The sequence below is a fragment of the Martelella lutilitoris genome, assembly GCF_016598595.1.
Classification (GTDB): domain Bacteria; phylum Pseudomonadota; class Alphaproteobacteria; order Rhizobiales; family Rhizobiaceae; genus Martelella; species Martelella lutilitoris_A.
Genome location: NZ_CP066788.1, coordinates 196,907 through 211,137, shown reverse-complemented (window position 1 = coordinate 211,137; position 14,231 = coordinate 196,907). Strand labels below are relative to the sequence as shown.

Annotated in this window: 11 protein-coding genes and 2 pseudogenes; 4 read left to right on the top strand and 9 right to left on the bottom strand. The window is 63.2% G+C overall.

Features of this window, described 5'->3' with window-relative positions:
- Window positions 1-29 precede the first annotated feature (29 nt).
- From JET14_RS22500 to JET14_RS22485, 4 genes are all read right to left on the bottom strand, one after another.
- Window positions 30-758, bottom strand: coding sequence for an HAD family hydrolase (locus tag JET14_RS22500; protein WP_200338373.1), 729 nt, complete (start codon window positions 756-758; stop codon window positions 30-32).
- A gap of 14 nt (window positions 759-772) precedes the next feature.
- On the bottom strand, window positions 773-2,455 hold the full coding sequence (locus tag JET14_RS22495; RefSeq protein ID WP_200338372.1) for an ABC transporter permease subunit: 1,683 nt from the start codon (window positions 2,453-2,455) through the stop codon (window positions 773-775).
- Window positions 2,452-3,501, bottom strand: a complete 1,050-nt coding sequence (locus tag JET14_RS22490; protein ID WP_200338371.1) for an ABC transporter ATP-binding protein — start codon at window positions 3,499-3,501, stop codon at window positions 2,452-2,454. Before JET14_RS22490 ends, JET14_RS22495 begins: the two co-directional genes overlap by 4 nt.
- A 187-nt stretch (window positions 3,502-3,688) precedes the next feature.
- Window positions 3,689-4,696, bottom strand: a complete 1,008-nt coding sequence (locus tag JET14_RS22485; RefSeq protein ID WP_200338370.1) for an ABC transporter substrate-binding protein — start codon at window positions 4,694-4,696, stop codon at window positions 3,689-3,691.
- A gap of 158 nt (window positions 4,697-4,854) precedes the next feature.
- On the opposite strand from JET14_RS22485, the pseudogene JET14_RS23010 reads away from it, so the two are divergent.
- Together JET14_RS23010 and JET14_RS22480 are read left to right on the top strand one after the other, a co-directional pair.
- Window positions 4,855-5,013 (top strand): annotated as a pseudogene (locus JET14_RS23010) (hypothetical protein); the annotation flags it as partial.
- A gap of 288 nt (window positions 5,014-5,301) precedes the next feature.
- Window positions 5,302-5,487: a hypothetical protein gene (locus tag JET14_RS22480; protein WP_200338369.1), complete on the top strand. Its 186-nt coding sequence runs from the start codon at window positions 5,302-5,304 to the stop codon at window positions 5,485-5,487.
- Between the two features lie 60 nt (window positions 5,488-5,547).
- Here the strand turns inward: JET14_RS22480 and JET14_RS22475 are convergent, their stop codons facing one another.
- A complete protein-coding gene (locus JET14_RS22475) occupies window positions 5,548-6,573 on the bottom strand; it encodes an alpha/beta hydrolase family protein (protein ID WP_246750677.1) in 1,026 nt (341 codons plus the stop codon).
- Window positions 6,574-6,701: 128 nt separating this feature from the next.
- Here JET14_RS22475 and JET14_RS23080 point away from each other — a divergent pair, with 128 nt between their 5' ends.
- Window positions 6,702-7,001, top strand: coding sequence for a hypothetical protein (locus tag JET14_RS23080; protein WP_200338367.1), 300 nt, complete (start codon window positions 6,702-6,704; stop codon window positions 6,999-7,001).
- Between the two features lie 298 nt (window positions 7,002-7,299).
- Here the strand turns inward: JET14_RS23080 and JET14_RS22465 are convergent, their stop codons facing one another.
- The 3 genes from JET14_RS22465 to JET14_RS22455 all read right to left on the bottom strand — a co-directional run bounded on the left by JET14_RS22465 (window position 7,300) and on the right by JET14_RS22455 (window position 11,686).
- Window positions 7,300-8,874: a serine hydrolase domain-containing protein gene (locus tag JET14_RS22465; protein ID WP_200338366.1), complete on the bottom strand. Its 1,575-nt coding sequence runs from the start codon at window positions 8,872-8,874 to the stop codon at window positions 7,300-7,302.
- 77 nt (window positions 8,875-8,951) lie between these two features.
- On the bottom strand, window positions 8,952-10,718 hold the full coding sequence (locus JET14_RS22460; protein WP_200338365.1) for a ShlB/FhaC/HecB family hemolysin secretion/activation protein: 1,767 nt from the start codon (window positions 10,716-10,718) through the stop codon (window positions 8,952-8,954).
- 176 nt (window positions 10,719-10,894) lie between these two features.
- A complete protein-coding gene (locus JET14_RS22455) occupies window positions 10,895-11,686 on the bottom strand; it encodes a response regulator transcription factor (protein ID WP_200338364.1) in 792 nt (263 codons plus the stop codon).
- A 124-nt stretch (window positions 11,687-11,810) separates the two neighbouring features.
- On the opposite strand from JET14_RS22455, the pseudogene JET14_RS22450 reads away from it, so the two are divergent.
- Window positions 11,811-11,983 (top strand): annotated as a pseudogene (locus tag JET14_RS22450) (AraC family transcriptional regulator); the annotation flags it as partial.
- Window positions 11,984-12,035: 52 nt separating this feature from the next.
- Here the strand turns inward: JET14_RS22450 and JET14_RS22445 are convergent.
- A complete protein-coding gene (locus tag JET14_RS22445) occupies window positions 12,036-14,102 on the bottom strand; it encodes a hypothetical protein (protein ID WP_200338363.1) in 2,067 nt (688 codons plus the stop codon).
- Window positions 14,103-14,231: the final 129 nt, after the last annotated feature.

Sequence of the window (14,231 nt, the reverse complement as noted above, 5' to 3'; positions counted from 1 at the left end):
CGCTTTCAGCCGCTTTTCCGCTGTCCGTTTCATGTCCTCGAAGCCGGTGTGTTTTCGAATACTTCGGTGGCGAGAGTCTGGATACCCGGAAGGCAGACATCGCACAGAGGCTGCAACACGTCGCGCGTTCCCGTTCCCGTCAAAACGCCGACCTTGAGGCCCGCCCCGCCGGAGATCGCCATGTTCATGTCATGGGGATTGTCGCCGACGACCGCGGTCTGCGCCGGGGAGACGCCCATCGCCGCGCAGAACGCCAGCAGCATGCCGGGTTCCGGTTTGACGCCGTAGCCGCTGTCATAGCCGGCGATGAAATCGATCCATGGGGTCAGCGACAGCCGCTCCACAAGACTTTCGATCGCCGCCTGGCTGTCGCTGCTGGCGATGCCGAGCCGGAAGCCGCGTTGATGCAGGTTGCGAAACAGCTTGACCAGATTGGTAACCGGAACGGCGTCGGAGGCCGCGGCTGTAAACAGCGTATCGAGCGCGGCGGTCAGTTCGCCGACGGTGAAAGGCGCGCCGGCCTCGATCCAAGCCCTGGCGATCTCGTCGGTGTTTCCCGCCGCCAGCAGGCTGTTTGACGATGTCAGTCCGCTTTCGGCGTCCATGCCGCCGACGCTCAGAAGATGCGCGGCAAGCGCCGGATCGCCGCTCGCGGCAAGCTCGGCGGCGGCCCGGTTGATGGGCGCCCATGTGCGCTGGTAATCGAGGAGGGTGCCATCCTTGTCGAAAAGGATGGCCTTGATGGGGGAGGCCGTCATGGCGTTTTCCGCTCTTATCTTATGAGACTTACGTCTCTGACGCCGGCGAGCCGCATCAGCACGCGCACGACGATCAGGCAAAGCACCACGATCCCCATGATGCAGACCGAAAAGGCGGCCGCCTGGTTGATCGCGCCGCGATCCGACAATTGCAGCACCGAAACGGAGGCAAGCTGGGTCGAGGGGGTGACGAGAAAGATCACCGCCGACAACGAGACCATGGATCGCATGAAATAGAACACGCCCACACCCAGAAGGGTCGGCCAGATGAGCGGCAGGGTGACCTTGCGCAAGGTGGTCATCGAGGTGCCGCCGAGCGTCGTCGAGGCCTCGTCGAAGGTCGCGCCGATCTGCTTCAGGCTGGTGGACGAGATCAGGAAGGCGTGGGCGTGGTTGTAATAGACCTCGAGAATGACGATCAGCGCAAAGGTGCCGTAGAGGAAATTGAGCGGGTTGTGGGGGTCGTTGAACACCAGGATATAGCCGAGACCGAGCACGATGCCGGGCACGGCGGCCGGCAGGATCGCCAGAAACGACAGCGGACCGGTCAGCGCGGTCTTGAACTTGTGCACGACAATCGCGCCGAGCCCGGTGACGATGATGCCGACAATGGCGGTCGCGAAAGCGACGAACACGCTGTTCCAGAGCGGATCCGTGCCGTTCTGCACGTCGAACCGGTAGTGGCGCAGCGTGAAGCTCATATTGTATGGCCACAGATGCACGAAGCTTGCGAACACGACAATGGCGACGACGGACACGACCAGGCCCGCCACCAGATAGGCATAGAGCGAGAAGAACAGGTCGCGCCGGGCCGAGGGTTTTGGCGTCAGGGGACGGGACTGCTCGGTGACCAACGCGTGCTGACGTGCCGTCATCCGCTTTTCGATCAGCTTGGCGAACATGGCCGGGACCAGCAGCGCCACGCCGATGACCGCGCCGAGGCCGAACTGGGCCTGACCGATGACCTGATTGTAGACTTCCGTCGCCAGCACGTTGAAATCGCCGCCGATCACCATCGGATTACCGAAATCGGTGATTGCCAGCATGAACACGATGAACAGCGTGGCCGCCAACCCGTAGCGGGTGGCGGGCAGGGTGACGTCGCGGAAAATCCGCAGCGGGCCGGCGCCGAGCGCCTCGGCGCTCTCATAGATCCGGGCATCCGCCACGGCGAGCGCCGCCGAAAGGATCAGGAAGGCGTAGGGAAAGGCGTAAAGCGCATTGGCGATCGCCACGCCCCAGAAGCCGTAGATATCGAGATCGAAATCGAGATAGCGGTTGAGGATGCCGTTACGCCCGAGAAGCAGGATCAGTCCCTGCGCCTGAACCAGCGACGGCGCGAACAGCGGCACCAGGATCACGGTCCGCAGGAACCATTTGCCGGGGATGATCGCGCGCTGCAGCGCATAGGCATAGCCATAGGCAACCACCACCACGATTGCCGTGGAGGTGAGCGAGACCAGAATGCTGTCGCCGACAAGCTCCCAGAACCGCATGGTCGAGAAGGTGGCGATGAAATTGCCCAAGCCGAGACCGTCGGGGGTCTCGAGGCTGCGCATCAGAATGCCCAGCAACGGCAGCAGCAGGAAGATGATCAGGAGCGCTGCGACGAACAGCGTCATCGCCCAGACGCTGGCGCGGTCGGCAATGTCGATGCCGCGCGCGGGGCGGCTTGCGGTCTTCACGGCGTCGCTCATGCGAGCACCCTCAGGGCTTCGGCCGGGATGACGATGCCGAGACGCTCGCCCACTTTCGGAACCGCGCTCGCGCCGTGCAACTCGACGGTAATCGGCGCCTTAGGCTCGGCATTCGTCACCACCTCGACGCGGGTGATATTGCCGAGATAGGTGACGCCGGAGACGGTTGCGGGAAGCGTGTTGTCGCCGCTGGCGTCTGCATCGCTCAGGGAAATCATTTCCGGGCGCACGCCGAGGGCCGTGATATGGTCCGCCGCGTGCGCACTGTCGGCAAGATGAAGCGCGACGCCGCCGAAGCTCGGCTGCATGCGCGCGTTCTCATCCAGCCGCAAGATGTTCATGCGGCCGATGAAATCGGCGACGAAGGCGGTTTTCGGCTCGGCATAGAGTTCGCGCGGGGAGCCGATCTGTTCGATGCGTCCCTTGTTCATGACCACGACGACATCCGCCATCGCCAGCGCCTCTTCCTGATCGTGAGTCACCATGATCGTGGTCAGCTTCAGGCGCTGCTGGAGGCTGCGGATTTCCACGCGCAGTTCCTCGCGCACCTTGGCGTCAAGCGCCGACAGCGGCTCGTCGAGCAGAAGCAGCGACGGATCGGGCGCGAGCGCGCGCGCCAGCGCAATGCGCTGCTGCTGGCCGCCCGACATCTGCGCCGGCAGCTTGGCGCGATGGTCGCCAAGGTGCACGAGGTCGAGCATCTCGTCGACGCGGCTGCCGATCCTGGCCTTGTCCCAGCGCCGGCATTCAAGCCCATAGCCGACATTGCGCGCCGCGCTCATATTGGGAAACAGCGAATAGGACTGGAACACGACGCCGAAATTGCGCGCCCTGGTGGGCACCGCCGTCAAGTCCTCGCCGCCGAGCTGGATCGTGCCTTCGTCCGCGTCTTCAAGCCCGGCGATGACGCGCAGCAGCGTGGTCTTGCCGCAGCCCGATGGTCCCAGAAAACAGACGAAGTTTCCGTGCGGGACATCGAGCGTGACATTGTCGACTGCTGTCAGCCTGTCGAAGCGCTTGACAAGGTTGCGGATCGAAAGGTCCATCGCGCGTTCTCTCCTGATGGGGGTTTGGGCGTGCGGGCCGGGAAAAGACGATGTCGCTTTTCTACGCGGGGCACGTAAAGCAATTAAATTGAATTGGTCAGCCGAAGCTTGTCTCCGCCGAAATGCGTTGGGCGGAAAGCGCCGGCGGGCAACATCGCCCGCCGGCTACGTCATCCTCTGGCGTTTCTTAGCGCTCGTAGCGTTCCTGCCAGGTGTTGATGATTTCCGTTCGGTCTTCAGCCGCCGCGCGGAAGTCGACCGGGAACAGCGCGGCCGGAACATCCTCGGGCAGGCCGGCGGAAATGAACCGCTCCGGCACATCGCCGCCCGGAACTGTCACGATCGTCTTCCAGTCATAATAGGCCGTGGCCGCTTCGGGGCTGAGCGTCCAGTCGAGGAAGCGCTTGGCGGCATCCTTATGCTCGGAGGAGGCGACAAGCGCATTGCCTTCCAGCTCGTTGCCAGCGCCTTCGGACGGCACGACCATGGTGATCGGGTAGCCTTCCTCGATGTTCTTGATGGCGCGCATGGCGTAGGAGGCGCCGACGGTGTACTCGCCCATCGAGGCGACGTTGCAGGGGCGGGAGCCGGACTTGATGTACTGCGCGACATTCTTGTCGAGCTTGTCGAGGAAGGTCCAGCCTTCGTCTTCGCCCATCATCTGCAGCAGCGCGTCGATCTGGATATAGCCGGTGCCCGAGCTTGCCGGGTTGGGCATGACGACTTCATCGGCAAAGGACGGGTCGGTCAGATCGGCCCAGGAGGTCGGCATTTCCAGCCCCTCGGCCTCGAGGCGCTCGTTGTTGACGCAGAACGCGGCCATGTAACCGGTGACCGCAAACCACTTGTTGTCGGGGTCGCGGAACTGCGCGGGAACGGTATCGATGCCCTTCGGCTCATAGGCTTCCAGCGTCTCCTCGATCTGCGGGTTGACCATCGAGGTCACCGCAAAACCCCACAGCACGTCATGCTGGGGATTGGCCTTTTCCGCGATGATGCGGGCGGCGAGATCGCCGGTGGAGAGCCTCAGAAGATTGACGTCGATATCGGGCATGGCCTCCTTTGCCTTTTCAAGAAAGGCCGCGGCCTCGTCCTCTTCGTAGGACGTGTAAACCGTGATGGTCTCGGCGAACGCCGCGCTCGAAATCAGCGCGCCGGCCACCGCACCGATCGTCCACAAACCAAGTTTCTTCATTTTGCTCTCCTTTGTACCTGAAACGTCATAAATGTACGTTTTAAGACATTTATCCGCTTAAAATGAATGTTTTGCGACAGTACGGATGTTTTTTGTCAGATACAAGGCCCCGACGGGAATGCTTTTCCAATGGGGTATGAGCCAATAGAGGCGGTTCGGGTCTCGGCCTGCCCATCGTCAGGGCGATTGCAAAGGCGCATGGCGGCGATGCGCTGATCCTTCCTTCCCAAAACGCCGGCCTTGCCGTCGAAATCCGGCTTCCGCGCCGGGACCCGTCAAGGCGCATCGCTCCTGGGGTGTACGCTGCCGGCCTCTGACCGTCGCATTCAGTGGCGAGCGCCTCCGATCGGGCGATAGCGCGCCAGCAGAATGTAGACGGCGATGGCGAGAGCAGCAATCACGGCGGCTGCCACGGACAGCAACGCGATATGGGTTGCACTGAAGGCGGCCTTGCTTGCGGCAATCAGGGCGGCGCCCTGTTCGCCGGCGGCGCAACCTATGCGAAGGCGAAGATTGCTAGGCCCGACAATAGCACCTTCCTGTTTCCCACCCGGTCCGCCAGAGTGCCCATGGGCACCAGCAGACAGGCCATGAGGAGGGGATAGATGTCGTACCGCTCGATCCTGTCCCGAATGGGCGACAGCAAAGAGGCGCGCGCGGCGCGAACGGCCTTTCTGGCGGTGGAGGGACTGTTCACGTTGCGCATCTGGGGGGCGGAGGACAGCGCCGACCTGCAATCGCAACTCGATGATATCGAGGCGATGCTGCTGAGCGATGGCGCTCGCAACTGACCGGGCACATGCCGGTCGCGGCGCAATGGCCGGCAACCTTTCATCCCCTGGGAAGGTTTCTCATGATGGTTGCCGCACCGACGCTCCGAATTTGCCTCTGGCCAGGATCCATTCGGTTATCGTGTCGAGCGCACCGGGCGCAAAGGCGTGACGGCCCTCAAGGACAAAGCGCATGATTGCAAACCGAGACCAGTCATCGGCCAGTTGCCAGTTGTAGGCGGATGATTTCAAAAGGCCATGCGTGGCCCCGGGCCAGATGATGATCTCGCTATGGCTATTCCGCCCGGAAACGAATTCACCAAAGATTGCCGCATTGCGCTCAGGCTCGACATTCAGGTCGTTTGCGCCCCAGATGGCAAGCAAGGGCAGATCGAGCCGGGCAAGCGCAGCGCGCGCATCGGCGTATCGGTTGATCCTGATGAACTGCCAGCGATCCGCGGGCATCCCGGCCGGCGCACTGGCCGCCTCCGGCCCGAAGATGCGCGCGTCTTCCAGCTTCTGTTCGGCAATCGCCAGATCGACCGCCGGCGGATCAAGCCCCTCGCGCGCAAGCCGCGTGCGCGTGTAATAGTCCCCCTGATCCTGCCAGGACACGGCCGCTCCGACCAGAACGACAAAATCCGCATCGTTGGATGAAAGCTGCGGCAGCACCCAGCCTGCCTGCGAAAAGCCGACAGCCCCGTGTACAAGGCCATCGAAACGCCGGGCCAGCAGCTGAAGCGCAATGCGCGTTTCGTCCGCACGCTCTTCCATGGTCTGTTGCAGCCAGTTACCTGCAGACGAACCGACGCCAGGCTTGTCCCAGGACGCCACCGCGATGCCTCGATCGAGCATGGCGTTGATCAGCGGAGCGTATCCGCCTTCTGACGTGCGATCCTGGGCGCCGTCGCCATGGACGAGGACGACGGCTGCCCTTGGCGTCTCGTCGGGAAGCCAGAGCGTGCCCGACACGGGCGCGCCCGCGGATACGAAGTCGAAGCGCTCGCTGTTGCGCCGGTCGAGGTCATGATCGGCCAGCCGCCAAAGGAGAAAGCCCGCGGCGGCGGTCAAAACGAGAGCGAACGTCAGAACCGCGCGTAATCTCAATTGACCCGATCTCCGCATCTCATGACTTGACGGTATACTTATGGACGCAGTGCATTGAACACAAATCCGGACCGGCGGGCAATTCCGGAGATCGTCTTCGTTTCAGGATTTGGAATTCCAGTCATGTGATGATCCTCCTCGGGAATCGAGGCACCGATCTTCGGCGCCGTTTCGAACAGGAGCAGCAGATAGCGTCTCGGGTGATCGACGGTCTCGCGCGCGATTGCGCGGTCGCCCGTCGCCTTGGCCAGTATGAACGCGCCCTGCAGCACGGCCTGGCTGCGCGCGGCCAGGCCGTGCTGCAGGGCGTCCAGTCTGCCGCAATCCCGCGCGCTTTCATCGCCGCCGCGATGTCGGGCTCCAGCGTGGCCGCATGCCCGAAAATGCCTGCCGCGCAGGCATCGCGGATCGCCGGATTCGACCCATAGGTCGCCTGCGTCATGGTGCCGACGAGACTGTTAAACTCGGCGAGATCGCCCTCGATGATCGCCGTGCGGAACTCGATGTAACCGATCAGTCGTTCGAACGGATCATCATGGTCGTGATAGGGGGCGCTGGCGAAGAATGCGCCGGTGGTGGCCGTGTATCCCCCGGCGCGGACCAGCGATAACGCCGCATCGAGCAGCTTCGATGCCGCAATGGCGGTCGATCCGGAAGAAGCGCCGCGCCGCGGGACACGATCCGCCCGCGAGCCTTTTACCTCAGAATGATTGGCTGGAAACCGCTCTATATCCGTTCGAACCGAGCCGGTCCGTTCATGACGAAGAGTTCGACCTCCAGCGTTTCCGCCTTGTCCGGGCCGCCGGAAAACGTTGCGGCGGAGCGCGAGCCCGCAGGGGCGTTCTCATTTTCGATATCGAACACCATCATTGCGCCGTCCCACGGCATCAGCGGAAACGCCTTCGGCTCGGGTCCGGCCAGCAAGACCAGGCGGTCGGCCGCGTCCTCGACCACCTCCACGGTTCCGAAATAGGGATGGCTGTAGCGGCCGATCAGATAGCTGGCGGGCGGCGGCGCCGCGGCCGCCCGGGGAAACGGCTTGCCGGCGGTCTCGCCGAGCGGCGTGTAGGAACCGACAAACAGCCGCTCATAGCCCGAGAACCAGTCGCGCGTCACGCTGCCGGTCTGAACCATGTCGGTGAAGCTCGCGCCGATCGCCTCGACCGCGCCCACCGGAGCGGCGTTCGACAGAACCACGATCCCGACATCGAGCGAAGGAATCAGCGCGAAATAGGTGCCGGCCCCCAGGATGAAGGCGCCCGAATGGCTGAGCACCACGCGGCCGCTCGGGTCGGTGCCAACGCCGAAGCCATAGCCGTAAAAGCCCGCGCGTTCATCCGGGCTGCGCGGCCTGCTGGAAAAGCTCTGCGGGCTGATCGCCGGCTGCAGGGCATCGGGGCGGATGAGGTCGCCGCCATCGGCAAGCATCATCTTCATCCACTTTGTCATGTCATTGGCCGTCGAGCTGATGCCGCCCGCCGGTGACTGGGCATCGGGCTCGCGCTGGTAGAGCGCTTGAAAGCCGTCCGGAGTCTTGGCATGGGGCGTCGCCCGGTTTTCGCGTGCCATGAAATCGTCGAACCGCGCGCTGGTGCGCGTCATGCCAAGCGGCTGAAACAGCGCTTCTTCCGTAAGCTCGCTCCACGTCATGCCGGAAGCCTCCGCAACAGCTTCAGCCGCCGCCGTCAGGCCGAAATTGGTATAGGCGTAACTGGTGCGGAAGGGCGAAAGCGGCTGGAGCCGCAGCCTTTCGAGAATGGTCTGGCGGTCAAAGCCGAGGTCTTCCAGTTCATCGCCGGCATGGTCCGACAGGCCGGAGCGATGACTGTAGAGGTCGCCGATCGTCAGCCTTTCGCTCACCGCCGCATCGGAGAGCGAAAACCATGGCAGCAGATCCCGCATGCGGCTGTCCCAGGAGACCACGTCGCGGCTGACCTGGCGGGCGACGGCCGTCGCGCCGAGAGATTTGGAGAGCGAGGCGAGCTGGAACACCGTATCGGGCGTCACGGGCAATTCGCCATTGGCGTCACGCGTGCCGAAGCCCTTTGCATAGATGGTCTCGCCGCCGTGAACCACGGCGACGGCAAGGCCGGGCACGCCGCTGCGGGCCTTGATGTCTTCGACGATGCCGTCAAGCGCCGCCACGGCCGCGTCGATCTGTCCGGGCGGAACCGGGACGCCTGGCGTGCGTGACGGCGGCAGCATATCGGCAAGTGCCGGAGTCGAGAGCAAGGCCAGCGAAGCTGAAGCCAGCGAAACCGTTGCTAGGAAATGGCGGCGCGAAGCCCTGAACTGTGACATGGAAAACCTCTCCTCGTCCTAATCACCGGCGCGGCCGGAACGTCGTGTTGTTGTATGCCGATGTGGACGGGACCGCGTCAGAGCGGCAGGCCCAGTCGGAAGAAAACCCTGAGCCCCTCATCCTCGCCATCGTCGGGACTGTACCACGGCACGGCCGCGATCAGCTGAAAACTCATCTTCTCCGCCAGCATGCCGCTGACGCCGACGCCGACGGACCCCAGCGCGTCGCGCGCATAGTCGGCGCTTGCGTCTTCGTTCCAGACCACGCCGTAATCCGCAAACGTCGTCCAGGTCAGGCCCGGAAGCGCCGACCAGCCGGTTTCAATGTCGTGGCTGAGCTCAAGGGCCGCCGCCGCGCCGCTGGCGCCGGACAGCGTGCCGCCGTCAAACGCCCAGCCATAGGGATCGCCGCCCAGCGAAAACTGCGCGGCCGCCGGCAGCGGCGTTGGGGAATACTGTCCGGCGCTGCGCAGCCGAATGGCGGTGTCGGCGCCAAGATCATGCGCGATGTCGAAGTTCAGTCGCGCGAACCGATAATCCTCCGGCACCTCGGGCAGGGCGGTTTCCTGTCCCAGCCCCTGGCCGAACTCGGCCGTCGTCAGGAATGCCGTCGGTCCGCTCTGCCGGTCGTAAGTCAGCGACATGGCCGCCCAGCGGGTCTGCTCGCGCGCCGCCCGGGCGCCCATCACATCGACGCGGTCATTGCGCAGATTGACCTCGATCCTGCCGAAAAGGCTCTGGTCGATGGTGCGGATGAAGGGATAGTCGAGCCGCGCCGTGCCGATCACGGACTCGATATGAATATCGTCGGCCTTCAGGTCGCCTCCGGGTTTCTGGGTGATGTAGGAAAGGTCGTATCCGGCGGACAGGCCGTTGAAGCCGATCGGGATATCCTGCGATGCCTGAAGAAAAATCATCTCCTGCGGCGTGTCGGGAATCGTGACGCCGACGAGGCTCAATGTGTCGAAAAGCCCCAGCATGTCGTTGACGGTGACATTGCCGGAGAGTTCCAGCGGGCCGACCTCATCGGTCCCGAGATTGTCGAGCCCGGCTGCGGCCGAGGCGCGGTCGAAACCGATGTCGAGGCGCAACGTTCCGCCGCCTTGCGGGGTCTCCGGCCGGATCAGCGTCCCTTCGATATCGAGCCCGCCGAGGTCGCTCATCAGCAGCAGGATGCGCTCGGCCTCCTTGATCCGGATCGGGCGCATCGCGATGATCCGGTCGATATAGGGCGCAAGCCGCTCGCGGATGTCCGGAATGGTGCTGTTGACTTCCAGCGTCTCGACATAGCTTTCATAGACGCGGAGCGTGATCTTGCCGGAGGAAAAATCCTGGACCGGCACGACGGTCATGGCGAGATAGCCCGCGCTCAGGTACCGGGCGTCGATCTCCGCGGCGATCCGATAGAGATCGGCTAGCGTGATGACCTTGCCCGTCATGCCCTGCCAGAGATCGGAAAATGCTGCGTCGGAAAGCGTCTCCGCGCCCTCGACCGTCAGGGAATTCAGCGTGAAGCGTACCTGGGCGGCATCCTTTTCGGGGGTGCGCTTGCGCTGGTCCTGGACCTTGATATCGACCGTGCCGATACGCTGCGGCGGGGTGAAGCGCTCGAGAATGGTCGTCTGGCCGGCCACCGTCTGCTCGATCCGCTCCGCGGTTTGCGCGAGCGCCGTGTCGGCATGCGCGAAGAGGCCGACGATCGCCAGCGGACCACAGGCGAGAAACCCCCACCATGACGAAGCCGGGCGCGCGGGAGGACCGTTTTTGCGCGATGTATCCAGAAGGCTGACCTCAGCCTTTTCCTCTTCGAGCAGTGCAAGCAATTTCAGGTGCGTTACCGTCAAGAAACCGGGATTCTCTGACAGGGCTGTTTGACGCATGGTTCCCCCAACATTGATCGTTGCACAAGGGACCCTGCTCTCCATTCAGCCTGATGACGGCGGCGCGGCGCGCCGGATTTGACGAGACCCTGTTTTGCCAAGGCTTATCGACCAGCCGTCCTGCGTTTGGAATCCCCTGATCAGGGGGGGATGGGCTGACCCAGCCAGAGCGCCATCAGCGCGGCGCGGCTGGAAACGCCGTATTTGCGGTAGATCCGCTTGACATGATCATGGACGGTATGAGGGCTCTGGCCGTTATTTTCGGCAATCTGGCGTTCCGAAAGCCCCTGCAGCAGGTCGCGCAGCACCTTGCTCTCCATCGGCGTCAAGGGTTCGGATGCGACGCCGATCCCTTCCGACAGCATCTGCAGGCGATAGAACCAGCGGATGCCGCGCAAGGCGTGCGTCACAATCCGCCGATCACGCTCCGAAAATCGCGGTTGCGAGAGCGCGCGGTGAAAGCCGATCTGGATCTCGGCGTCGGCATTGATGGGAATGCCGACCCAGATCGAATCCAGCCGGTCCAGCCCGCGATAGAAGGTCTTGTAGGAATAGCTTTCAAACCATTCGGGCGTTGCAAGTTCGTCCAGCATGAAAACCCGGAATTGTCCGGCAAGCTCGGCATTGCGGATCGTGGTGATGTCGGGTTCGCCCTTCTCCATCAGGGCAAAGGCTTCCTGGATGGTCCGTTCGGTTTCCGCGTCGGGATAAAGGGCCGAGAGGCTGCGCGGGCGCCAGCCGAAAAGCGGATCGCGATGGATGTTGTCGACAAGCCTGACGGCGCCGATCCAGTCGGCCTGTCGCGCGTCGATCATATCGCAGACGACGGACAGCAGATGCACGCGCGCCTCAGGCATGCGCGACGCCTCGAAATCCGAAAGCTCGTCCCAGAGCGCATAAATCCGTTCGGTATCGATTGTTTCGTTCAGCATCAGACTATGTGACCGTTGAGGGCCGCGATTTCCACTCTTTTGTGTAAGCCAGGGGAAAAATTATGGGCAAGAGCGGCGATCCGCAACCCTTTCGCCCCGCGGAACATCCCGGAAGGCTTGAGCCGCCATGGGCGAGCGATCCCTCAAACGCCTGATGCTCGGGGAAACCGGCCTGACATTCGGCCGCTGGCGGCGCCGGTTGCGTCCTGTCATCGCCCTGCGCGAACTGGCCGGCGGGCGTTGGCGCAGAGGGTATCGCGCAATCTCGGTGACGAGCCCCCGACCGCCGCCGGATGACCGGGATGGCATGTGAGGCCGGCAGCCCGAGACCGGGCCGCCGGCCTGTCTCTCAGTCTGCCTTTGCCGTGATATCGACCTGTTGCAGCAGGCTTGCCGGATCCGTCGTCGCGGCCATGAAGGCCGGTGCGCCGATGCCCTGGTCGGATTTCGCAGTTATGGCGATTTCCAGCGTATTCGGGTCGGCGATGAAGGCCGAAATCGCATCGATCATGGCCTGAACCCCGGGATCGCCATCGCCGACGGTCTGCGCGGCAATCGAGGGCAACATTGACAGGGTGAGCGCGGCCTGTTCCTCGCTCATCCCGTTCCGATCGGCGTAAAGCTTCAGCCCCCGGGCAAAGAGGCCGTCGTTTTCGACTTTCAGCGTCACAGCGCGGCCGTTCAGGCCGAAGACGGCAGCCTGCATCAGTGCCTTGTCGCCGGAGAAGAACGCTTCCCCGAAGCCGCCGACTACGCCCGAAAGCGAGACGCTTCCCATGTCGTCGCCGCTGAAACCGATGTCTTCGACGATCAGCGCCTTGTTCGCCTTGTCCCAGTGAAGCGCGATGTTTTCAGAGATACTCACCTCCTGATAGCCGAGCTGTTTCAAGAGGGCGAACGCCTCGTTGTCGTCGTGTCCCGCCAGATCCAGCTTCAGCTCGTTCATCACCATGCGGATATCGCTGGGGATGCCGTTGACGGGGTCTTGAAGCGCCAGGCTGAAATCCTTGACCGCGACATTGAGAGGCTTGTCGACATCGAAACCGTTTTCGGCGTCGGGGTTCATGTTGACGGCATAATCCGACAGGCTGAGGGTGCCGAAAGCAGGCAGGAACGCAGCCTTCCACGCCATGTCCGGCGCGCCGGGGCCGGTCTTGAGATATTCGCGAACCCCCGCCAGCGTGGGAGCCAGCGAAAAGTCCGTCCACGACGCGCTTCGCACGGTTAGGGAGTCGTCTCCGGCGCGCACGTCAAGCCCGTCCATCGAAAAGCCGAGGACAAGATCATCAAACGTGACCGCCAGTCTATCGATCGCGAAGGTCATGTCCGGCTCCTCGTCCGTGGTCAGGCCAATGCCGGAAATCTGCAGGTCGCCTTTCGCGATGGCATCGAGAAGCAGAAAGGCCTCGAGACCCAGCCGCTCTCCGTCGCCGGGCAGCAGCGCCTCTGTGTCCGATAACGCTCCCAACCTTTCCGGCGTTGTGAGGAACGGCTCGTCGGCAAGGCGCATGGAAAAGCCATCGCTGCTCATCTCCGCATAGGTTACCCGGCCGTCTGCGGTCTCCATCACGAAATCCTTCACCGTGACCGGGCCGTAGACCTGTTGCGCCGCGTTCTCGCCATCGGCCGGCTTCGCTTCGGTGTAGATTCGTGTCAGGAAGGGGGCATCGATGTCCTCGCCCTCAATCGCGCCGACCGAAAGCTTGACGGATACCGGCTTCGCATCCCCGTCTGCGCGCGGATCGGGAGCGACTTCCGTGTCGCTGGTCATGCCGCTTGCAAAATAGCGTCCGACATGGCCGTCGACGATGTTCTCAAGCACGACGTCGGAGTAGGTCGTGGTCTGGTCAATCCCTTGCTGGCTCTGGGAAACCGCGACGGACGCTATCTCGATGCGGCCTGCCGAAAGCCGCGCGACGCGCTCGGCGGGCGTCAGATCGGCCTCGCCGGACGCAGCGGCGAGAAAGGCGCGGTTGATGCCGGCGTCCTCAACCAGCACGCTCGGGACAGAGACATGCATCGGGCCTGCCTCAAAGGCGAGGTCCCTTGCGTCGATCATGCCGGAAAGAAACAGGAATTCTGGCCGCGCCTCTATGGAGGCGATATGCAGCGTCTGGTCATTCTCCAGGGGAACGGTCACGTCGCTCAGATGGACATGGCCCGTGAAGTCGACCTCGACCGAGGCGGCCCGCGTTCCACTCTGCTCAAGACTGTTCCTGACCGTCTTCTCCAGCATGACCTTGCCGCCGACCACGCCCGCCGCCGCGATCACGGCAATTGCCGCGACCGACCAGAGCAGGATCCGTCTGGACGTGTGCCTGCGCTTTTTCTCGTTTTCCATGGAGTGCGTCCTTTTGCCTGTCAGTCTTTTTCTGTTTGAGAGCACCCGATTAGTTTGCCGGGCCGCGATGCGCAACCGTGAGCGGCCGAGATTTTAGTCAGGCGATTGATTCCGGTTGCGCATGCATGACGCAGCGGCGATGTACGAAAGAACGCTCTAACCTATTGAACCGATGCATCGTGCTTTCCGAAAAGCGATTCCGAT

Excerpts from the sequence above, each read along its gene's own strand:
- JET14_RS22485 (WP_200338370.1), bottom strand. The coding sequence starts at position 4,696 with ATGAAGAAACTTGGTTTGTGGACGATCGGTGCGGTGGCCGGCGCGCTG.
- JET14_RS23080 (WP_200338367.1), top strand. The coding sequence starts at position 6,702 with ATGATCCTCCTCGGGAATCGAGGCACCGATCTTCGGCGCCGTTTCGAA.
- JET14_RS22490 (WP_200338371.1), bottom strand. The coding sequence starts at position 3,501 with ATGGACCTTTCGATCCGCAACCTTGTCAAGCGCTTCGACAGGCTGACA.
- JET14_RS22455 (WP_200338364.1), bottom strand. The coding sequence starts at position 11,686 with ATGCTGAACGAAACAATCGATACCGAACGGATTTATGCGCTCTGGGAC.
- JET14_RS22495 (WP_200338372.1), bottom strand. The coding sequence starts at position 2,455 with ATGAGCGACGCCGTGAAGACCGCAAGCCGCCCCGCGCGCGGCATCGAC.
- JET14_RS22500 (WP_200338373.1), bottom strand. The coding sequence starts at position 758 with ATGACGGCCTCCCCCATCAAGGCCATCCTTTTCGACAAGGATGGCACC.
- JET14_RS22480 (WP_200338369.1), top strand. The coding sequence starts at position 5,302 with ATGTCGTACCGCTCGATCCTGTCCCGAATGGGCGACAGCAAAGAGGCG.
- JET14_RS22465 (WP_200338366.1), bottom strand. The coding sequence starts at position 8,874 with ATGTCACAGTTCAGGGCTTCGCGCCGCCATTTCCTAGCAACGGTTTCG.